Here is an 18,847-nt window from a genome sequence, read left to right as displayed (position 1 = left end):
CTCGGTGTGCTTCGCCTCGGTCTGCTTCGCCTCAGTGCTCTTCGCCTCGGTGCTCTTGGCGGCGGTGCTCTTCGCGGCGGGGCTCAATCGCGCTCCCCCATCAACTGGTCGGCCCCCTGCGCGAGCAGCCGGTCCGCGAGGTCGCGGCCGATCTGCTCGGCGGCATCCGGGTGGCCGCTTGCGGACAGCCTGATCTGCCGGCTCCCGTCGTACGCGGCGACGGTCGCCGTCAGATGCAGTTCTTCTTCTACTTCGGCAGCGTACGTCCCCACGGGCGCGGAGCAACCCGCCTCCAGGACGGCGAGGATCGTCCGCTCGGCGGTGACGGCCCTCCTGGTCGCGGCGTCGTTGACCGTTCCAAGCAGTTCGAGGAGGTCTGCCCTGTCGGACCGGCATTCCAGCGCGAGCGCGCCCTGTCCGGGCGCGGGCAGCATCTGGTCGGTGTCGAAGACCTCGCCGACCGCCTCGACCCGCCCGATCCGCCGGAGGCCCGCGTGCGCGAGCACGACGGCGTCCAGATCCCCGTCGGTGACCTTCGCCAGCCGGGTGTCGGCGTTGCCGCGGATCGGGATGACCTCAAGGTCGGGACGCAGCGCCCGCAGCTGCGCGATGCGGCGCGGCGACCCGGTGCCGACGCGCGCCCCGTGCGGCAGGTCGGCGAGCTTCACCGGGCTGCACAGCGCGTCCCGCGGGTCGTCGCGGGCCGGGGTCGCGGCGAGCGCGATCCCGGGCGTCTCGGACGTCGGCAGGTCCTTCAGCGAGTGCACCGCGAAGTCCACCTCGCCGGAGAGGATCTTGTCGCGGAGCGCGTTGACGAAGACCCCGGTCCCGCCCATCTGCGCGACCAGGGCCTTGGAGACGTCACCCTGGGTGGTTACCCCCACCAGCTCGACGGCACGCCCCGTGCGCTCCGTCAACAGGTCCGCGACCCGCTGCGACTGCGTCGTCGCCATCAGGCTCTTCCGGGTCCCGAGCCGCAGCGGGCCCCCGGTGGCGCCCGGCCGACCGCTCAATCCCTGACTCAATGGCTCGCTCCGCTCGGCTCCCGGCGGGCGGCGCCGCCGCCCGCGATCACGTCGTGTCTCCTTCGCGCGCCGCGACGGCGTCGCCGGCGCTGACGGCCCGGACGCTCGCGGCCTGCGCGTTCACCGTCTCCGCGCGCACGCCCTCCAGCTCGTGGGCGTTGACGTCGCGCACGCTCACTTCGTCCGTGCGCGCGTCGTCCACGGCTGCGTCGCCCATGGCTGCGTTGTCCACGGTTGCGTTGCCCATGGCGGAGTTGCCCAGGGCGGCGGTGCCCGGGGCCGCGTCGTCCGTGCCGGTCCCTCGCGCGCCCTCGGGCGGGGACGGGATGCTCACACAATCGGCTTCGGCGCACTCGGCGTCAACCTCGGCGGCCGGACGGGCCGCGGGGGCCGAAGCGTTCCAGTCCGGCGCGGCCGCCGGCTCGTCCTCGTGGATGTCGGCGTCCATGTCGGCGTCCATGTCGGCGCGGGCGACGGCCTCGGGCGCCTTCGGGTCCAGGTCGAACAGCTCGCGCAGCGCGTCGGCGTAGGAGTCGCCGCCCGGCGCCGCCGCCAGCTCCTTCACCCGGACGGTCGGCGCGTGGAGCAGCTTGTCCACGACGCGCCGGACGGTCTGGCCGATCTCCCGGCGGGCCCGCTCGTCGATCTCGGGGAGCCGGCCGCTCAGCCGGTTCAGCTCCGCCTCCACGACATCCGCGGCCTTGCTGCGCAGCGCGACGACCGTCGGGGCGACGGCGGCGGCGCGGGCCGCGCCGAGGAACGCCTCGACCTCCTCGCGCACGATCCGCCGGACGGCCTCGACGGCCTTCGGGCCGATGGCCTGCGCCGCCTCCTGCTCGGTGCGCAGGTCGTCCAGCCCGGCCAGCCGGACGCCCGGCAGGTCGCCGGCCTCCCGCTCGATGTCGTGCGGCAGCGCCAGGTCGAGCAGGAAGCGCTTGCGCCCGTCGGAGCCGACGCCCCGCGCCGCGAGCTGCGCCGCGGTCAGCACGACGCCGGTCGCGCCGGTGCAGGAGACCACCAGGTCGGCCTCGGCTATGGCGGCGTCCAGCAGCGACAGCTCGACCGCCCGGGACGGCACGTCCAGCGACTCCGCGAGCCGCACGGCCCGCTCGTGGGTGCGGTTCGCCACCACGACCTCGCGGGCGCCGGAGCGGCTCAGCGTCGCCGCGGCCAGGGAGCTCATCGAGCCGGCGCCGATGACCAGGGCGCGCACGCCGTCCAGCGGCCCGAGGTGCCGGACGGCGACCTCCAGGCCCACGCTGACCAGGGACGCGCCCGCCTTGTCGATGCCGGTCTCGTGGTGGGCGCGCTTGCCCACCCGCAGCGACTGCTGCAGGACGTCGTGCAGGGCGCGGCCGAGCGTGCCCTCGTCCTTGGCGAGCCGGAACGCCTGCCGGATCTGCCCGAGTATCTGGCCCTCGCCGACGACCATCGACTCCAGGCCGCACGCCACCGCGAACACGTGCTGGACGGCCCGCTCCTCGTAGTGGACGTAAAGATGCCGCGACAGGTCGTCCAGCGGGATGCCGGAGTGGAGGGCGAGCAGTTCGGAGATGGCCGAGACGCCGCCGTGGAACTTGTCCACGACCGCGTAGATCTCGACGCGGTTGCACGTCGACACGATGGCGGTCTCGGCGACGTTCACGGACCTGTGGACGGCGTGCAGCAGCTTGACCAGGTCGTCTCCGGCCACCGCGGCGCGCTCCAGCACCGCGACGGGTGCGCTCCGGTGGCTGAGTCCCACGACCAGAATGCTCATATGGCCTCTCCCGCGTCTCCCTGGTTACCCGGTCGGACTGCCCCGATCATGCCTCTACAGTTTCCACATACTGTGACGTACCGGGAGGCGGGTCCCCCTCCTGGAGGGGGGCGAGACCGTCCGGTCCCCCGGCCTTGCGCTGCTCGTGGAACGCAAGGATCTGCAGTTCGATCGACAGGTCGACCTTTCGCACGTCGACGCCTTCCGGCACCGAGAGCACGACCGGCGCGAAGTTCAGCACGCTGGTGACGCCCGCGGCCACCACGCGGTCGCAGACCCCCTGGGCCGCGCCCGCGGGGGTCGCGATCACGGCGATGGACACGCCGTGGTCGGCGATGATGTCCTCCAGCCGGTCGATGTGCTCCACCACCATCCCGGAGATCTCCTGGCCGACGATGGCCTCGTCCGCGTCGAGCAGCCCCGCGACGCGGAAGCCGCGGGACGCGAAGCCGCCGTACCCGGCCAGCGCACGGCCCAGGTTACCGACGCCGATGATGGCGACCACCCAGTCCTGGGTGAGGCCGAGTTCGCGGGAGATCTGGTAGACGAGGTACTCGACCTCGTACCCCACCCCGCGCGTCCCATACGAGCCCAGGTGGGAGAGGTCCTTGCGGAGCTTGGCCGAGTTGACGCCCGCCGCCGCCGCCAGCTCCTCCGAGGACACGGTGGCGACGCCGCGCTCCTGCAGCGCGGTCAGCGCGCGCAGGTACACCGGCAGCCGCGCCACGGTGGCTTCCGGGATGCCGCGGCCCGCGCGGTCGCGGGATCGGTTCTGTCGAGGTGTCACGGCCTGCTCTTCGGGCTCGTCGCTGGGCACGGGGACGCGGACCCGCGGCCCCGGTCTGGCGCGGTCCGGCAGGCGGCCTCACACCGCTTTCCGACCGCCCCGGGGCTGCCCATCAGGTTAAGCCTTTGTGAACAGACGCACAAAGTCACCCCCGCTTCCGCGGGCGCCGCCCGGCCCGCTCACGACAACGAGAACACCGCCCACCAGGGACTTTCCAGCGTACGTCGCGTTCATGAGACCGCCACGGGATGTGACCGACTCGACAAACCGGGCACCCGAAAACGGGCGTCGCGCACTGCCCGCCGCGCGGGCCGGGTGTCAGGCCGCTTCGCGCAGTTTCGCGATGGCGGCGCGGAGGCGGTCCTCGTCGACGCGCCAGAAGTCGTGCTGGACGCCGTTGACGAGCGTGACCGGGATCTGCTCCCAGTACTGCTCGGTGTCCTGCTCGGAGAGGGTGATGTCCCGCTCCTCCCACGGCACGTCCAGCTCGCGGGCGACCCGCTCGATGACCGCGCGGGCGTCGTCGCACAGGTGGCAGCCGGGCTTGCCCAGCAGCGTGATCACGATGCCGGGCGCGGCCCGCTCCGTTCCGGTCATGTCACCTCCCGGGGAACTCCGGCGCCGGGAGCGGCACCTTGGCCGCGCCGAGGCGCAGCTCGATCACGTTGGTGGCCAGCACGTGCGTCCGGGACTCCGCCAGGAACCGCTGCAGGTGCGGCTGGCGGCGGTGCGCGGCGAACGCGGCGTCGTCCCGGAAGAGCTGGTAGAAGATCCGCTGCGTGGGGGCGCCGACCACCTCGTGGCTGGCGAAGATCACGGTCTCCGGCTCCAGCGCGCGGGCGGCCTTGACGAGCTCGGCGGCGAGCCGGTCGAAGGCGTCCTCGCGGCCGTCCAGGAGCGTGTAGACGGTGATCTGCCCGCACGCCCCGCCCAGCCCGCCGGTCCGGGGCTGGTCGGCGGCCGGGAGGCCGCCCAGCGCGGCGGCGGCGCCGACCCCGTCCACGGCCGTGGGGCCGGCGGGGTTCTCCCGGAAGCGGAGGTCCTCGGCCGGGGCCGGCTCGGGGAAGCGCAGCTCGCCGCGGCGCGGGTCGCGCGAAGGGGTCGGCGCCGGGACGGGCTCGCGCCGTCCGGGCGGGTAGCCCTGCTCTTCGTATCCGGTCACCGGCTCATCCCCGTAGTCGTCCCCGTGGTCGTCATAGTCCTCGTCGTCGTACACCGGGATGGTGCGCATCGCCCCATACCAGACCAGGCCCGCCGCCCCGCCGAGCGCGAGCACCGCGAGCGGGGCGGGCAGGAACCCGCGGCTGCCGCTCACCACCAGCACGCCGCCCAGCGCGACCAGCGCGATGGGGATCAGCAGCTCGGCGGCCTCCTGGTCCTGCTTGCTCGCCAGCCACGCGGTGACCCCGGTGCACCCGGCCAGCGCGAGCACCGCGACGACGTGCGCGCCGTCGATCAGCAGCAGCGGCAGGGCGTCGTAGGTGTCGCGGGGCTTCGGCAGGTCCTTCGACAGCTTGCCCTTGAGCGGGTCCAGCAGCAGGATCACGATCGCGACGAACGTGTAGGAGATCGCGAACAGCCACGCGGCGAACCGCACCTGCACGTACCGCGCGATCAGCTCGATCATGCCGAGCGCCAGCCAGACCGGCGCGATCAGCGCGGCGCCGAGCTCCATGACGCGGAAGAACACGCCGTTGAACCCGGCGAGGAAGCCGACGCCCATGGACAGCAGCGCGAGCGACAGCCCGACCTGCGTGAACGACCACGCGATGAGGTAGAGCAGCCGGTCCTTTTGGGCGCGCTGGATCAGCAACCCGGTGACGAGTAATGCGCCGAGGGCCGCCAGGAGCGCGAGCAGAGCAGAGAGCATCGCGCCCCATGTTGCCCGATGCCGGGGGGAGACGGGTAACCGCTCACGTGAACGCTCTGGCCCGGCGGCGCCGCCCGGCCCGCGCCGGCCCCCTGCGGCGATCGCACATGCCGCGGCGTGCACGACTGCACGTACCGCTGCACGTACCTCTGCACGCACCATTGCCTGGCGTACGTATCGGTATCTAGAGTGGCAACTCACGCCGGAGGTCGCGTACGCCCCGAGGAGAACTGCATGAGCAGCCTGACCCTCGATGCCGGGTTGCTCCCGATCCCCCGGCTGTTCCGGGAGGGCGCCGCCCGCGCCCCCGGGCCCGCCTCCGGCCGGACCATCGACAAGGCCGCCGACAGCGACCGGGCCGAGGTGCTCAAGGCCCTGGTGCTGCGGGCCCGGGACGGCGACGCCGAGGCGTTCGGGTGCCTCTACGACCACTACGTCGAGCTGGTCTACCGCTACATCTACTACCGCGTGGGGACCCACTCGCAGACCGAGGACCTCACCAGCGAGACGTTCCTCCGCGCCCTGCGCCGGATGTGCGACTTCCACTGGCAGGGCAAGGACTTCGGGGCCTGGCTGGTGACGATCGCGCGGAACCTCGTCGCCGACCACTTCAAGTCCGGCCGCTACCGGCTGGAGATCTGCACCGCCGAGCTCGTCGAGCCCGACCGGCACCAGGAGGGGCCCGAGCGGACCGTCCTGGACGCGATGACGAACCGCACGCTGCTGCAGGCCGTCCGGCGGCTCGGCTCGGAGCAGCAGGAGTGCGTCGTCCTGCGGTTCCTGCACGGGCTGTCGGTCACGGAGACCGCGCTGATCATGGACAAGAAGCCGGGCGCGATCAAGGCGCTGCAGTACCGCGCCGTCCGGTCCCTGGCCCGGATGCTCCCGCCCGACCTGCTCCGTTAGCCCGCGGGGAGCCCATGCTGCCCCCATGAAGGGGTAGTGCGCGGTCTCGCCGCAGGCTTCGGCGGGCCGCGCGGCGGGCATCATTGAAAGGTCTATCAATCTGATCACCGGGCCGTAACCCGCTCCGCCGCACGATCGTTTTGCGGGCAGGAGCGCGTTCGCGTCTGGATACCGCAAGGGAGCGGCTGTTGATGACCGGGCGAGGGAAGATCGCCGAGCATGGGAACGCGCTGGCCCGGCTGCGGGTGGGCGACGCGGGGCCGGACCCGAGGTTCCGCGCCTCGCTGCGCGAGCGGCTCATGGCGGCCGCGAGCGGGCAGGGTGACGACGGTCCCAATCACGGGCGGCGCGACGATCTCGGGCAAGGGGGTTGACTAGGCTCGGCCCCATGCGGCGATTCTGGCAGCGCGCCAAGGACGAAGATCACAAGAGCGCCGGGGAGGTCGCCGCGGCCGCGGCGGCCGAGCCCGAGCCGCTTCCGGAGCCCGATCCGTCCGCGGCGGCGTTCTTCGACGTCGACAACACGATGATGCGCGGGGCGTCCATCTACTACTTCGCGCGCGGCCTCGCCGCCCGCAAGCTGTTCACCATGCGCGACCTCGCCATGTTCGCGTGGGGGCAGGCCGCGTTCCGGCTGCGCGGCACCGAGAACTCCGAGCACATCGGCAGCGCCAAGGAGGCCGCGCTGTCGTTCGTCGCCGGCCAGCGGGTCGACAAGATCGTCGCGCTCAGCGAGGAGATCTACGACGAGGTCATGGCCGACCGGATCTGGCACGGCACCCGGACCCTCGCCCTCCAGCACCTGGACGAGGGCCAGCAGGTCTGGCTCGTCACCGCCACCCCCGTCGAGGTAGCCCGGACGATCGCGCACCGCCTCGGCCTCACCGGCGCGCTCGGCACGGTCGCCGAGACGCGCGACGGCCTCTACACGGGCCGGCTCGTCGGGAACCTGCTGCACGGCCCCGCGAAGGCCGAGGCCGTCCGCGCGCTCGCGCAGCGCGAGGGCCTGGACCTGGCGCGCTGCGCCGCCTACAGCGACTCGATCAACGACCTGCCGATGCTGACCGCCGTCGGCCACCCGCACGCCGTGAACCCGGACCCCGAGCTGCGCGCGCACGCCAGGGAGAACGGCTGGCCCGTCCACGACTTCCGCACCGGCCGCAAGGTCACGATGGTGGCGCTCCCCGTCGCGGCCGGCGCGGGCGCCGTCGCGGGCGGGGTCTTCGCGGGCGTCGCCCTCCGCCGCCACTACCGCGCCTGACCGTCCCGCGGGCTTAGCCTTTCCCCGTGGCCGTCGAGCTGAGGTTGCTGTCGCGGGTCTCCTGCCGCGGGCGGGACGTCACCGGCGCCCGGCTGCGCGGCCTGCTCGCGCTCCTGGCGGACGAGCCGCGGGCGGGCGTGCCCGTCGCCCGCCTGGTCGAGGGGCTGTGGCCGGACGGGCGTCCGGAGAACCCCGCCAAGGCGCTCCAGGTCGTCGTCTCGCGGGCCCGGTCGCAGTTCGGGCCGGACGTCGTCGCGCGCACCCCGGCCGGGTACCGGCTGGGGCTGGACGAGTCCCGGGTGGACGCGTCGGCCGTGCTGCTCGCCGCGTCCGCGAGCGCGCGGTGCTCCCGCGAGGGCGACCACGCGGGCGCCCTCGCCCGCGCGGAGGCGGGCCTCGCCCTGTGGGACGCGCCCCCGGATCCGGGCACCGGCGACGACCCCCTGTCGGCGCTGCGTGCGGCACGGGCCCCGGCGTACCGGGCGCTGGCGCGCACCCGCGCCCTGGCGCTGGCCGGCCTCGGCCGGCACGCCGAGGGGGTGGACGCGCTCACCGCGGTGGCCCGCGAGCATCCCCGCGACGAGGAGGTCCTCGCCGCGCTGCTGCGCTGCGAGGCGGCGACCGCGGGGCCGTCCGCCGCGCTGACCAGGTACGAGACCTACCGGCGCGCCCTGCGCGACGAACTCGGCGCCGAGCCCGGGGCCGCGCTCCAGGACGTCCAGCGGGAGCTGCTCCGCGCGGACGCCCCGGCCGTGCGGACGGGCGTCGCGCACGAGCCGAACCCGCTGCTCGGCCGGGCCGGCGACCTCGCGGCCGTGCTCGACCTGGTGCGCACGTCCCGCGTCACCTCCATCGTCGGGGCGGGCGGGCTCGGCAAGACGCGGCTCGCGCACGCGGTGGCGCGCGACGCCCCGCAGCGGTCCGTGCACTTCGTCCCGCTCGCGGGCGTCGCCCGGGACGAGGACGTCGCGGCCGAGGCGGCGTCCGTCCTCGGCGCCGGCGACCCGCGCCGCGCCGCCCCGGGCCGCCCCGGCGCGGCGGGCGGCCCGCTCGCCGGGATCGCCGAGGCGCTCGGGCCGGGTCCCGTGCTGCTCGTCCTGGACAACTGCGAGCACGTCGCCGGCGGCGTCGCCGGCCTCGTCGGCGGCCTGGTGGCGATGACGCGGGACCTGCGGGTGCTCACCACGAGCCGCGCGCCGCTCGGCCTGTCGTCGGAGTCGGTGTACCCGCTCCCCGCGCTGGGCCTGCCGACGGCCGTCGAGCTGTTCCGGCAGCGCGCGCGTGCGGCACGGCCGGGCGCCGCCGTCCCCGCGGACGCCGTGGCGGAGCTGTGCCGCCGCCTGGACGGCCTGCCGCTCGCCGTGGAGCTGGCGGCGGCGCGCGTCCGCGTCATGTCGGTGCCGGAGATCGCCCGCGGGCTGGACGACCGGTTCGCGCTGCTGCGCGGCAACGCGCGTGACGCGCCGTCCCGGCACCGGACGATGCACGCCGTCGTGGAATGGAGCTGGAACCTCCTGTCTGCGTCCGGGCGGGCGGCCATGCGGGCGCTGTCGATCTTCTCCGCCGGTTTCACCGCCGACGCGGCACGCCCTCTCGTGGACGGCGACGTCCTGGAGACCCTGGAGGACCTCGTCGTCCAGTCCCTGCTCGAAATGACCGAGGGCGAGTCGGGGACGCGGTTCCGGATGCTGGAGAGCGTCCGCGAGTTCAGTGCGGCCCACCGCGACGCCGAAGGCGAGACGGACCGTGCGATCGGCGGGCTCCTCGCCTGGGCGCGGGAATTCGGGGCCGCGCACCAGGAGTCGCTGTTCGGCGCCGAGCCGTTCGCTCCCCTGGCGCGCGTCCGGGTCGAGCAGGACAACCTGGTGCAGGCGCTCCGCCACGCCCTCGCCCGGGACGACCGCCCGGCCGTCGCGGCGGTGGCCGCCGTGCTCGGCGGCCTGTGGACGCTGGAGGCCGCCTACAGCCGGATGATCGCCATGGCGGAGGAGACGGCCGGACCGCTGAGCCGCTTCCGTCCCGGCCCCGGGGACGTCGAGACGGCCCGGACCGCCCTCACGCTCAACGTCCTGACCGCGCTTCTGATGAAGGGGCCGCGGCCGACCCGGACCCTCGTCGCGCTGCGCCGCCTGCCGCCCGCCGCGCCGGCCGGCTTCATCCAGGCCCTGGCGACGCTGATGGCGGCCGGGCCGGAGATCCTCGATCCGGACGGCGGCGCGGCCGTCCTCGACCGGATGCGCGCGAGCGACTCGCCGGCCCTCGCCGCCACCGCGAACTGCGTCGCCGGCTACATGAGGGAACGCGACGGCGACCTGACCGGGGCGCTCAAGGCCACCGAGACGATGCTCGCGACGTCCGGCGAGCCGCACACCCCGTGGCTCACGCTGCTCGCCCACTCGCGGGTCAGCGAGCTGCTGCTGCAGCTCGACCAGGACGAACGGGCTTCGCACCACCTGCACGTGTCCCTGGACCTGCTCGAACACTACAGATGGCACGACAGCTTCGGGCTGCTGTGGGCGCTCGCCGCCGCCGACCTCCGCCTCGGCCGCCTCGACCGGGCCGAACGGCGGCTCGACCAGTCGCTCGTGTCGGGCCATGACGAGACGTTCGGCACCGCCGCCTTCCACCTCGGCGCCCGCGCGGAGATCGCCTTCGGGCGCGGCCACACCGAGACCGGCCTGCGGCTCTGGCGGCGGGCGGTCGAGCGGCTCACCGGCGACGAGGACCCGATGTCGGCGCCCGGCCTCGACCCGTGGACGCTCGAAGCGCACAGCGTCACCGTCGTCGCCCACGCGCGGCACGGCCGGCTCGACCTCGTCGAGGACATCGCGGCCGGGCTGCCCGCCAAGCTGTCCGCCCTCCTCGCCCACCCGCAGGACACGATGCCGTCGTTCCTGATGGATCTCCCGCTCTGCGGCGGCGGCCTGCTGGCGCTGGCCCTCGCCGACCTCGCCCGCGCGGGCGGCCCCTCCGGGGCTCCGCCGGACGTGCGCGCGCGGGCGGCCCGCACCATCGCGCTGGCGGACCGGCTGTATTTCGTCCGGTCCTTCCAGCCCACGATGTCTGCGTCGACGGCCCGCCGCACCGCCGAGGACGCCGACCCGCGGGCGTACTCCGCGGCCGTGTCGGAGTACGCCCGCCTGGACGGCTGCGGCCTGCGGGCCGCCGCCCGCGAGCTGGCCCGCGATCTCAGCGCGGCGCCTTCCGGTTGAACAGCGCCTTCGAGCAGGCGTAGCCGGCGATGGCGAGCCCGGCGCACCACGCGATCGAGACCACCGCGTCCCGCCCGCTCGGCGTGCCGGCCAGCAGCCCCCGCAGCGTCTCGTTGACCGGCGTGAACGGCTGGTACTCGGCGAACCACCGCACCCCCGCCGGCATCGACTCCGGCGGGACGATGGCGCTGCCGACGAACGGCAGGAACTGGATGATCAGCGGCGAGTTGCTGGCGCCCTCCGGGTTCTTCGCCAGCAGCCCCAGCGCGACCGCCACCCACGTCAGCGCGAACGTGAGCAGCATCAGCAGGGCGATCGCGGCGAGCCAGTCGAGGACGCTTCCGCTCGTCCGGAAGCCGAGCGCCACCGCGAGGCCGATCACGGCGGCCGTGCTGAGCACCGTCTGGATCATGCTGCCGGCCACGTGCCCGGTGAGCAGCGACGCCCGCGCGATCGGCATCGTCCGGAACCGGTCGATGATGCCCTCGGTCATGTCCAGGGAGACCGACACCGACGTCGTCATGCACCCGGACGCGACGGCCATCAGGATGATGCCCGGCGCCACGTAGCCGATGTAGCCGCCGCTCGCCGCCCCGCCGACGCCCGCGCCGAGCGCGTTGCCGAACACGCCGACGAACAGCAGCATGATGAAGACCGGCACCATCATCGTGCCGACGGACAGCGACGGGTAGCGCAGCGCGTGCCGCAGGTTGCGGCGCAGCATCGTCGCGGAGTCCGCCGCCGCCCGCCCGAGCGCCGTCATCGCGCGACCGCCGCGTTCTCGGGACGCCCGGTGAGGGCGAGGAAGACGTCGTCCAGGCCGGGCGTGTGCACGGACAGCTCGCCGACCTCGATCGACGCGTCCTCCAGCCGGCCGAGCAGCGCCCGCAGCGACCGGACGCTGCCGTCGCCCGGCACCTGCAGGGTGAGCGCCGCGTCGTCCCGCGTCACCGCGCCGAGCGTCCGCGCCGCCGCGTCGAGCTCCGCGGGGCCGTCGAACCGGAGCCGGACGTGCCCGCCGGGGACCAGGCGCTTCAGCTCGTCCGCCGTCCCCTCGGCGACGAGCCGGCCGCCGTCGAGCACCGCGATCCGGTCGGCGAGGTGGTCGGCCTCCTCCAGGTACTGCGTCGTCAGGAAGATCGTCACGCCGCCCCTGACCAGCCCGCGGATGATCTCCCACATCGTGCGGCGGCTCCGCGGGTCGAGCCCGGTCGTCGGCTCGTCCAGGAAGATGATCCGCGGGTTCCCGATGAGCGTCATCGCGATGTCGAGGCGCCGCCGCATTCCGCCGGAGTACGTGGCGGCCGTCCTGTTCGCGGCGTCCGCCAGGTCGAGCCGCTCCAGCAGCTCGTCGGCGGCCCTGCGCCCGGGGGCTTTGCCCAGCCGGTGCAGGTCCGCCATCAGGACGAGGTTCTCCCGGCCGGTGAGCAGCCCGTCCACCGCCGAGTACTGCCCGGTCACGCCGATCGCCCTGCGCACCCCGTCAGGGTCCTGGACGAGATCGCGTCCCGCGATCCGCGCCTCCCCCGCGTCCGCGGGGATCAGCGTGGACAGGATCCGCACCATCGTGGTCTTGCCCGCGCCGTTCGGGCCGAGCAGCGCGAAGACCGTGCCGCGCTGCACGTCCAGATCGATCCCGTCGAGGACGGCCTTCTCCCCGAACGCCTTCCTGAGGCCGGCCGCGTATATGGCCGTTTGCCGTGCTTCCGTTTTCATGTACGGAGGGTGCGGCCGCCCGCCTTCAACCGGCTTTCACCCCGGTTTCACGGCCTCCCTCTGCGGGCGCTTGAAGGTCCTGGCGGTTCACATCGAGCCCAAGGCGCATCGCCACCGCTACGGGCGCGGTCCGCTGCTGGTGTACATCGCGTCCCCGGAGATCCCCTGGTACGCCTCGCGGCGCAGTGCGCTGGCCGCGGCCACGGCCACGGTGCTGGCGACCGCGGCGGCGTTCGGGGTCGCCTACCGTTCGACGGTCCGGGCGCTGACCCCGGTCGAGCAGGTGCGCAGGGAGTTCGCCGAGATCACCGCCACCGACCTGAGCCGGCGGGTCCCGGTGCCCGACCACCAGGAGTTCCGGGCCATGGTCCAGACGCTGAACTCCACCCTGGACAGCCTGGAGGCCACCGTCACCGACCTGCGGCAGTTCACCTCCGCGGCGTCCCATGACATGCGCAGCCCGCTGGCCGGGATCCGCCTCGGCCTTGAGGAAGCCCTCATGTACCCCGAGGAGGTCGACTGGCCGCAGGTCGCCCACGACACGCTGGCCGCGGTGGACCGCCAGCACGCCATCCTGACCGACCTGGTCGAGCTGAGCCGCCTGGACTCCGGCGAGCCCCTCCACATGCAGTCCACCGACCTGACCGACCTGGTCGACGCCGAACTCCGGCACCGTCCGTCCGGCCGCGTCCCCATCACCTCGGACCTGCGCGAACACCTGACCGTCGACTGCGACCGGGGCCTCATCTGCCGCGTCCTGGCCAACCTGCTCGACAACGCCGACCGCCACGCCGCAACCTGGATCAAGGTCAGGGTCGGGCGCAGCACCCAAGGCACCGCCGCCGAACTGGAAGTCGCCGACGACGGGGACGGCATCCCACCCGACCAGCGCGAGAAGGTCTTCGAACGTTTCGTCCGCCTGAAGTCCTCCCGCGAGCTCGACCCCAGCGGCACCGGACTCGGCCTGCCGATCAGCCGCCATATAGCCAAGGTTCACAACGGCACCCTCACCGTCGAACCCAGCCACCACCCAGGGGCCTGCTTCGTCCTGCGCTTGCCCCTATCCCAACCTCGGTAAGGCGCTGCAACGTCGAGCATGCGGCACGTGCGGCCGCCGGTTTCATCGCGGGGTGAGGCGCACCACCGGGTACTCCCGCTCGGACTTGCTCTGGTACTTCGCGATACGCGGCTGGGCGGCGGCGATGCGCTGCCACGCCTCCGCACGGTCGGCGCCTTCGAGCCGCTGCGGTGTCACCGGAACGGCTTCGCCTCCGGGCAGCTCCATGGACGCCCGGTCGGCGTGCGCCATCAGATTGACGAACCAGTCCGGGTTCTGGCTGCCCCCACCCGACGCCACGATCAGCCGTGCGCCTTCCTCGTCGGGGAACCACGCCACCGGCGTCTCCCGAGGCTCCCCGCTCCGCTTGCCCACCGTGTGCAGGATCAGGACGTCCATGCCCATGAACGAGCCGCGCCCCTTGCGGACTTTGCGGTTCATCCGCGCATTGGCCCGATGCTGCATCCACCGCGAAAACGCCCCGGGCCCGCCCGCCTTCTCCTTCTGCCCCTGCGCCACCGTCTACCTCCGCCAATCGGTCGATGTCCTCGACAACAAACCTAAGAGTTCCCAGGTCAAGGCGGCTTCTTCATTCCTGATCGGTCACGCCCCAGCCCCCACGGGGGTCACTGACTTTCAGGTAACCACCCACTTCAAAGTGCGTTCTTGTGGCACGTCCCGGCCCGCTGAACAGTGGACACATGAACACGCAACGAATCAGCGTTCTCGGTCTAGGAAGCATGGGCCGCGCGCTCGCGAGCACGCTCCTCAAGGCCGGCCACGAGGTGACGGTCTGGAACCGCACACCCGGAAAGGCTGGCGACCTCTCCGCACGCGGTGCACGGGAGGCGCCGAGCCCGGAAGAGGCGATCGAGGCGAGCGACCTCACGATCGCGTGCCTCCTGGACGACGCCAGCGTCCGCGAAACGCTGGCACCGGCCATAGGGAAGTTGACCGGCAGGACGCTCGTCAACCTCACCAGCGGCTCAGCACGGCAGGCCCGCGAACTCGCCGGATGGCTTGAGAAGCACGGGGTGCGCTTCCTCGCCGGCGGCATCCTGGCCGTACCTCCGGCGGTGGGAACGGACGAAGCCGTCATCCTCTACAGCGGCCCGCGCGACCTGTTCGACCGCGTGGCCCCCGCGCTCGCGCCCCTCGCCCGTCCGCACTGGGTGGGCGAGGACCACGGTTACGCGGCGCTGTACGACATGGGCGCGCTGAGCGGCATGTACGGCATGATCGCCGGGGTGAGCCACGCCGCTGCGTTGGTCCACGCGGAAGGCGGCGACGTGGAGACGTTCACGCGCGAGGTGCTCCAGCCGTGGATGGAGCAGATGCTCCCGCTCATGTTCGCCGACGTCGACCCGGACGAGTCCAACGCCGAGATGCAGGCGACCGGCCTGGAGACGATGATCTCCACGTCCGAGGAGGCGGGGGTACCAGGCGACCTGGCCGGACACCTGCGCGCCTCACTCTGGGAGATGCGTCGCGCCACCGCCTGACCCGGACGCACAGCTGCAGGGCGGGGCATCGCGACTACCATCGGGGAAATGCGCAACCCGCCCTACATCTGTGCCCTCGACGCCGCGATGGACGTCGTCGGCGGCAAGTGGAAAGCGCTGATCCTGTGGGCGCTGGACGAGCGGCTCCACCGATTCGGCGAGTTGCGCCGCAGCCTTCCCGGCGTCAGCGAGAAGGTGCTCACCCAGCAACTGCGCGAGCTTGAGGCGGACGGAATCGTCCGCCGCACCGTCTTCGACGAGACCCCGCCCCGAGTCGAATACGAGCTGACCGACGAAGGCGCCGCCCTCCACGCGGCCCTGACCCCCTTGGGCAACTGGGCCGAACACCGCATGCGCACCCTAGCCATCACCCCCACCCACGGAAACCCCCAACCCGACCCATAGGTCGTTGACTTGCGGCGTGTTGTTGTTATGGAGCGCTCCATAACAACAACACGCCGCAAGTCAACGTCTTGGCGCGGTCGGCCTGCTGATAATGGTTGGCGACTGCGGCGCTTCCGCGTGCATCGTTTGATCATGCTTGGCGGCGCGCAGGTGCAGGCGTTCATCGAGGACGGCTTCGTCCGGATCGAGGGCGCGTTCCCTCGGGAGGTCGCGGACGAGTGCCGCGCGATCATCTGGCGGGACCTCGGCGCCGACCCCCGTGAACCGGCCACGTGGCCACGTCCAGTGGCGGCGCGCCCGGACTACGCTCAGGCGCCGTTCGTGGCCGCCGCCAACACGCCCCACCTTCATGCCGCGTTCGACGTCCTGGTGGGGAAGGGCCGTTGGAGCCCTCGCACCACCCTGGGCGGGTTCGTGATCCGCTTCCCCGGAGACGAACCGGCCGTCGTTGACGGCTGGCACGTCGACGTGAGCTACCCCGGCCCCGACTCCGCGCCGGACGACTACATGACCTGGCGCGCGAACGTCGCGTCCAGGGAGCGTGCGCTGCTGATGTTCTTCCTACTCTCGGACGTCGGGGAGGACGACGCACCCACCCGGTTGCGCCCCGGTTCCCACCTGGACGTCGCACGCGTCCTCGAACCCGAGAGGGAGCATGGCCTGGACGCCGGGGAACTCGCCCAGCGAGCAGACACCGCCACCAAACACCGTCCCACGGCCCACGCCACTGGCAGCGCAGGCGATGTCTACCTGTGCCACCCGTTCCTAGTGCACGCCGGCCAACCACACGCCGGAAAACACCCGCGCTTCCTAGGCCAGCCGAAGCTCAGCCCGTCCAAACCCAACTGGCTCAACCTCGCCGGGGAGCACCCCTCCCCAGTCGAAAAGGCAATCACCCAAGCCCTCCCCCAGTCAGGACCGGCAGACGGGCCAGCGGCCCAGGAGCACCCCGGCTCGCTGCCGCAACGTCATGGGTGAAGGGCCCTTGCGGTAAGTCGGGAGCGGCGGCGGTGGCGTCCAGCGGAGCCCCGCGTGTTCGATGTGGCGCAGCATCCAAGCGCGCCCTTCCGGGCCGCTGGTGTTCCAGACCCATGCCATGGGCCGTTCCGTCATTGCGCGGTCATGGCTGCTGACGGGTGCGCCCCGGCGAGACGGCTGCCAGCCGGGCGGCCCTGGCAATCCCTGGCATGTTGTGGCACAGGTCGGCGATCAACCTGATCCGCTCCAGGTCGTCCTCCGGCGACCAACCCTCGGGCCTCCGCCGGACGTTCCCGGCCAGATAACGGATCTCCATGAACGCCCTGGCCGACAACAGGTCAGCGACCTCCCGATCAAGCCTCGCCTCCCGCCGCCGCGACCTACGCTCCCGCTGCTGTGGGTCCACGCGCAGGCGACCAAGGGCGTCGGCATCGTCGTCAGCGTCCTCGCCACCCCCGGCCGCACGTGGGCCTACCACGAGGCGCAGTGGGGGCGCCGCGGGTACCTGTGCCTCTGCGGCGACCCTGAGGCGGCCGCCGCTCAGGTCGACCGGCTCCTCAAGCACCGGCTCTTCCCGTCAACCTGGTGACCACCGGGCCGCACCGTCCATGATCGAGTCATGCGGGTAGGGGAAGGCTGATGTCCGACGAAGACGCGCACATTGTCGACCCAGATGTCGATCTGGCGGTGCCGCAGCAGCGCGCGGAGCTGCGGCGGGCGCCGTGGACGACGCTGGGCGCGATCTCGGCCGGCGGGGTCCTCGGGTCGTTGGCGCGCTACCAGATCACCGTGGCGTTCCCCCATCGTCCGGACGCGTTCGGGTGGGCGACGTGGGGCATCAACGTGTCCGGGTGCCTGCTGATCGGGGTGCTGATGGTCGCGATCACCGAGGTGTGGCGGGCGCATCGGCTGGTGCGGCCGTTCCTGGGCGTCGGTGTGCTGGGCGGGTTCACGACGTTCTCCACGCACGTCATCGAGGCGCAAGCCTCCCTGGAGGCGGGCGCCGCCGGTACCGGGCTGCTGTACCTCGCCGCCACCCTGGCCGGAGCCCTGGTGGCCGTTTACACCGGGGCGAAGCTGACCCGGCTGGCGTTTCGCCGTGGCGGGGGGCGGTCGTGAGCGCGGTGCTGCTGGTCGCGGCCGGTGCGGCGGTGGGGGCGCCGCTGCGGTACCTGGTCGACCGGGCGGTGCAGGCCCGCCACGGCGGCCCGTTCCCGTGGGGCACCCTCACCGTCAACGTCTCCGGTTCAGGGCTGCTGGGACTGCTCGCCGCGCTGCCCGCCGGCCAAGGGCTCATGGCGCTGGCCGGGTTCGGGTTCTGCGGCGCGCTGACCACCTACTCCACCTTCGGCTACGAGACGCTGCGGCTGGCCGAAGACGGCATCCGCCTCCAGGCCGTCCTCAACGCCGTCATCTCGATCACCGCCGGGCTCGGCGCCGCCTACTGCGGCATGGCCCTGGCCGAGTTCTTGTGAACGTCCTCCGGGACGCGCCGTCATGGCGCCCCGGCACCCGTTGTCCAGGTGCGGAGCTTCTCCGGGTTGCGTATCACCCAGATGTGCTTGATCCGGTCGCCCGTCACCTGGAATGCGAACACGGTAACGACGGCGCCGTCCTGCTCGGCCACCAGGCCGGGCTGGCCGTTCACAGTGCGTTCCAGCAGCGCCATGTCGTCGGTTCTGCGGTGGGCGAGTTCGGCCCAGGCGTGTGCGATCTGCTCGCCGCCCTCGATGGGACGCGAGAAGGTGACGGCCAGTCCTCCGCCGTCGCCGGTCGCGGTGGCGTCGGGGTCGAGCAGCCGGATGAGGGCGGCGATGTCCTTGGCCTCCCAAGCCCGCTTGAAGTCCCTGACGACCCGAGCGGGCTGGGCCGCCGGAGTCGCGGAAGGCTGCGCGGCGCGGACGCGGCGGCGGGCCGAGGAGGCGAGCTGGCGGCATGCCGCCGGGGTGCGGCCGACGATCTCGGCCACTTCGGCGAAGGGGTGGCAGAACACGTCGTGCAGGATGAACGCGACGCGCTCGGCCGGGGTCATCGATTCGAGCACGACCAGGAAGGCCAGGTTGAGCGACTCGTCCAGGGTGACCCGGTCGGCCGGGTCGAGGGCCGCGGCGCCCGGACGCCCGATGGTCCACTCCGTGCGCTCGGGCAGCGGCTCGGGGGATCCACTCGCCGACGTAGGTCTCCCGCCGGACGCGCGCCGAGGAGAGCAGGTTGAGGCAGATGCGGCCGGCGACCGTCGTCAGCCACGCGCCGGGGGACTCGATGGCGTCCCGCTGCCGCGGGGTCATGGCGTACCAGCGGGCGTAGGTCTCCTGCACGACGTCCTCGGCCTCGGCGAGCGAGCCCAGCATCCGGTAGGCGAGATTGAT

The 18,847-nt window shown here is 72.9% G+C and carries 20 protein-coding genes and 1 pseudogene; 11 read left to right on the top strand and 10 right to left on the bottom strand.

Going from position 1 to position 18,847, the window contains the following annotated elements:
* Positions 1-83: 83 nt before the first annotated feature.
* The 5 genes from hemC to IEZ03_RS28330 form a co-directional block, all read right to left on the bottom strand.
* The gene (gene hemC / locus IEZ03_RS28350; protein WP_184890961.1) at positions 84-953 is read right to left on the bottom strand and encodes a hydroxymethylbilane synthase; all 870 of its coding nucleotides are present in this window, start codon (positions 951-953) and stop codon (positions 84-86) included.
* A gap of 118 nt (positions 954-1,071) precedes the next feature.
* Positions 1,072-2,784 (bottom strand): glutamyl-tRNA reductase, encoded by a 1,713-nt coding sequence (locus IEZ03_RS28345; protein ID WP_184889355.1) that lies wholly within the window; start codon positions 2,782-2,784, stop codon positions 1,072-1,074.
* Between the two features lie 46 nt (positions 2,785-2,830).
* The gene (locus IEZ03_RS28340) at positions 2,831-3,571 is read right to left on the bottom strand and encodes a redox-sensing transcriptional repressor Rex (protein ID WP_184889357.1); all 741 of its coding nucleotides are present in this window, start codon (positions 3,569-3,571) and stop codon (positions 2,831-2,833) included.
* 318 nt (positions 3,572-3,889) lie between these two features.
* Positions 3,890-4,168: a glutaredoxin family protein gene (locus IEZ03_RS28335; RefSeq protein WP_184889359.1), complete on the bottom strand. Its 279-nt coding sequence runs from the start codon at positions 4,166-4,168 to the stop codon at positions 3,890-3,892.
* Position 4,169: 1 nt separating this feature from the next.
* Positions 4,170-5,441 (bottom strand): putative quinol monooxygenase, encoded by a 1,272-nt coding sequence (locus IEZ03_RS28330; RefSeq protein WP_184889361.1) that lies wholly within the window; start codon positions 5,439-5,441, stop codon positions 4,170-4,172.
* Positions 5,442-5,675: 234 nt separating this feature from the next.
* Here IEZ03_RS28330 and IEZ03_RS28325 point away from each other — a divergent pair, with 234 nt between their 5' ends.
* The 4 genes from IEZ03_RS28325 (at position 5,676) to IEZ03_RS28310 (ending at position 10,820) form a co-directional block, all read left to right on the top strand.
* Entirely contained in the window at positions 5,676-6,347 is a 672-nt protein-coding gene (locus tag IEZ03_RS28325; RefSeq protein ID WP_184889363.1) for a sigma-70 family RNA polymerase sigma factor, read from the top strand.
* A 191-nt stretch (positions 6,348-6,538) separates the two neighbouring features.
* Positions 6,539-6,721: a hypothetical protein gene (locus tag IEZ03_RS28320; RefSeq protein WP_132043308.1), complete on the top strand. Its 183-nt coding sequence runs from the start codon at positions 6,539-6,541 to the stop codon at positions 6,719-6,721.
* Between the two features lie 14 nt (positions 6,722-6,735).
* The gene (locus IEZ03_RS28315; RefSeq protein WP_184889365.1) at positions 6,736-7,608 is read left to right on the top strand and encodes an HAD family hydrolase; all 873 of its coding nucleotides are present in this window, start codon (positions 6,736-6,738) and stop codon (positions 7,606-7,608) included.
* A gap of 26 nt (positions 7,609-7,634) precedes the next feature.
* Positions 7,635-10,820 carry an ATP-binding protein gene (locus tag IEZ03_RS28310; RefSeq protein ID WP_184889367.1) on the top strand — a complete coding sequence of 1,062 codons (3,186 nt, stop codon included), beginning with the start codon at positions 7,635-7,637 and terminating at the stop codon, positions 10,818-10,820.
* Here IEZ03_RS28310 and IEZ03_RS28305 read toward each other — a convergent pair.
* Together IEZ03_RS28305 and IEZ03_RS28300 are read right to left on the bottom strand one after the other, a co-directional pair.
* Complete coding sequence (locus tag IEZ03_RS28305) at positions 10,798-11,583, bottom strand: ABC transporter permease (RefSeq protein WP_184889369.1); 786 nt, start codon at positions 11,581-11,583, stop codon at positions 10,798-10,800. The two genes, IEZ03_RS28310 and IEZ03_RS28305, sit on opposite strands and share 23 nt — an antisense overlap.
* Positions 11,580-12,536 (bottom strand): ATP-binding cassette domain-containing protein, encoded by a 957-nt coding sequence (locus IEZ03_RS28300; RefSeq protein ID WP_184889371.1) that lies wholly within the window; start codon positions 12,534-12,536, stop codon positions 11,580-11,582. Before IEZ03_RS28300 ends, IEZ03_RS28305 begins: the two co-directional genes overlap by 4 nt.
* 70 nt (positions 12,537-12,606) lie before the next feature.
* Here IEZ03_RS28300 and IEZ03_RS28295 point away from each other — a divergent pair, with 70 nt between their 5' ends.
* Positions 12,607-13,614 (top strand): sensor histidine kinase, encoded by a 1,008-nt coding sequence (locus IEZ03_RS28295; protein ID WP_184889373.1) that lies wholly within the window; start codon positions 12,607-12,609, stop codon positions 13,612-13,614.
* A 42-nt stretch (positions 13,615-13,656) separates the two neighbouring features.
* Here the strand turns inward: IEZ03_RS28295 and IEZ03_RS28290 are convergent, their stop codons facing one another.
* A complete protein-coding gene (locus IEZ03_RS28290; protein WP_229808637.1) occupies positions 13,657-14,112 on the bottom strand; it encodes a nitroreductase family deazaflavin-dependent oxidoreductase in 456 nt (151 codons plus the stop codon).
* A gap of 182 nt (positions 14,113-14,294) precedes the next feature.
* On the opposite strand from IEZ03_RS28290, the gene IEZ03_RS28285 reads away from it, so the two are divergent.
* The 6 genes from IEZ03_RS28285 to IEZ03_RS28260 all read left to right on the top strand — a co-directional run bounded on the left by IEZ03_RS28285 (position 14,295) and on the right by IEZ03_RS28260 (position 17,953).
* Positions 14,295-15,095, top strand: coding sequence for an NAD(P)-dependent oxidoreductase (locus IEZ03_RS28285; protein ID WP_184889375.1), 801 nt, complete (start codon positions 14,295-14,297; stop codon positions 15,093-15,095).
* A 48-nt stretch (positions 15,096-15,143) separates the two neighbouring features.
* Complete coding sequence (locus IEZ03_RS28280) at positions 15,144-15,500, top strand: winged helix-turn-helix transcriptional regulator (RefSeq protein WP_184889377.1); 357 nt, start codon at positions 15,144-15,146, stop codon at positions 15,498-15,500.
* 132 nt (positions 15,501-15,632) lie between these two features.
* Positions 15,633-16,478 (top strand): phytanoyl-CoA dioxygenase family protein, encoded by an 846-nt coding sequence (locus IEZ03_RS28275; RefSeq protein WP_184889379.1) that lies wholly within the window; start codon positions 15,633-15,635, stop codon positions 16,476-16,478.
* A 214-nt stretch (positions 16,479-16,692) separates the two neighbouring features.
* Positions 16,693-17,067 (top strand): hypothetical protein, encoded by a 375-nt coding sequence (locus IEZ03_RS28270; RefSeq protein ID WP_184889381.1) that lies wholly within the window; start codon positions 16,693-16,695, stop codon positions 17,065-17,067.
* Between the two features lie 50 nt (positions 17,068-17,117).
* Positions 17,118-17,597, top strand: coding sequence for a fluoride efflux transporter FluC (locus IEZ03_RS28265; protein ID WP_184889390.1), 480 nt, complete (start codon positions 17,118-17,120; stop codon positions 17,595-17,597).
* Positions 17,594-17,953 (top strand): fluoride efflux transporter FluC, encoded by a 360-nt coding sequence (locus IEZ03_RS28260; RefSeq protein ID WP_184889391.1) that lies wholly within the window; start codon positions 17,594-17,596, stop codon positions 17,951-17,953. Before IEZ03_RS28265 ends, IEZ03_RS28260 begins: the two co-directional genes overlap by 4 nt.
* 20 nt (positions 17,954-17,973) lie before the next feature.
* Here IEZ03_RS28260 and IEZ03_RS38225 read toward each other — a convergent pair whose 3' ends face one another.
* Both IEZ03_RS38225 and IEZ03_RS38220 read right to left on the bottom strand, forming a co-directional pair.
* A complete protein-coding gene (locus IEZ03_RS38225; RefSeq protein WP_229808636.1) occupies positions 17,974-18,522 on the bottom strand; it encodes a sigma factor-like helix-turn-helix DNA-binding protein in 549 nt (182 codons plus the stop codon).
* A gap of 208 nt (positions 18,523-18,730) precedes the next feature.
* A pseudogene (locus IEZ03_RS38220) lies at positions 18,731-18,829 on the bottom strand (sigma factor); the annotation flags it as partial.
* Positions 18,830-18,847 lie beyond the last annotated feature (18 nt).

Source organism: Actinomadura livida (assembly GCF_014648675.1).
GTDB classification, from domain to species: Bacteria; Actinomycetota; Actinomycetes; order Streptosporangiales; family Streptosporangiaceae; genus Spirillospora; species Spirillospora livida.
This window is presented reverse-complemented; position numbering and strand designations above follow the sequence as displayed.

Coding starts and splice junctions, on each gene's coding strand:
- hemC (WP_184890961.1), bottom strand. CDS start 953: ATGGCGACGACGCAGTCGCAGCGGGTCGCGGACCTGTTGACGGAGCGC.
- IEZ03_RS28345 (WP_184889355.1), bottom strand. CDS start 2,784: ATGAGCATTCTGGTCGTGGGACTCAGCCACCGGAGCGCACCCGTCGCG.
- IEZ03_RS28335 (WP_184889359.1), bottom strand. CDS start 4,168: ATGACCGGAACGGAGCGGGCCGCGCCCGGCATCGTGATCACGCTGCTG.
- IEZ03_RS28330 (WP_184889361.1), bottom strand. CDS start 5,441: ATGCTCTCTGCTCTGCTCGCGCTCCTGGCGGCCCTCGGCGCATTACTC.
- IEZ03_RS28325 (WP_184889363.1), top strand. CDS start 5,676: ATGAGCAGCCTGACCCTCGATGCCGGGTTGCTCCCGATCCCCCGGCTG.
- IEZ03_RS28320 (WP_132043308.1), top strand. CDS start 6,539: ATGACCGGGCGAGGGAAGATCGCCGAGCATGGGAACGCGCTGGCCCGG.
- IEZ03_RS28315 (WP_184889365.1), top strand. CDS start 6,736: ATGCGGCGATTCTGGCAGCGCGCCAAGGACGAAGATCACAAGAGCGCC.
- IEZ03_RS28305 (WP_184889369.1), bottom strand. CDS start 11,583: ATGACGGCGCTCGGGCGGGCGGCGGCGGACTCCGCGACGATGCTGCGC.
- IEZ03_RS28300 (WP_184889371.1), bottom strand. CDS start 12,536: ATGAAAACGGAAGCACGGCAAACGGCCATATACGCGGCCGGCCTCAGG.
- IEZ03_RS28285 (WP_184889375.1), top strand. CDS start 14,295: ATGAACACGCAACGAATCAGCGTTCTCGGTCTAGGAAGCATGGGCCGC.
- IEZ03_RS28280 (WP_184889377.1), top strand. CDS start 15,144: ATGCGCAACCCGCCCTACATCTGTGCCCTCGACGCCGCGATGGACGTC.
- IEZ03_RS28275 (WP_184889379.1), top strand. CDS start 15,633: ATGCTTGGCGGCGCGCAGGTGCAGGCGTTCATCGAGGACGGCTTCGTC.
- IEZ03_RS28265 (WP_184889390.1), top strand. CDS start 17,118: ATGTCCGACGAAGACGCGCACATTGTCGACCCAGATGTCGATCTGGCG.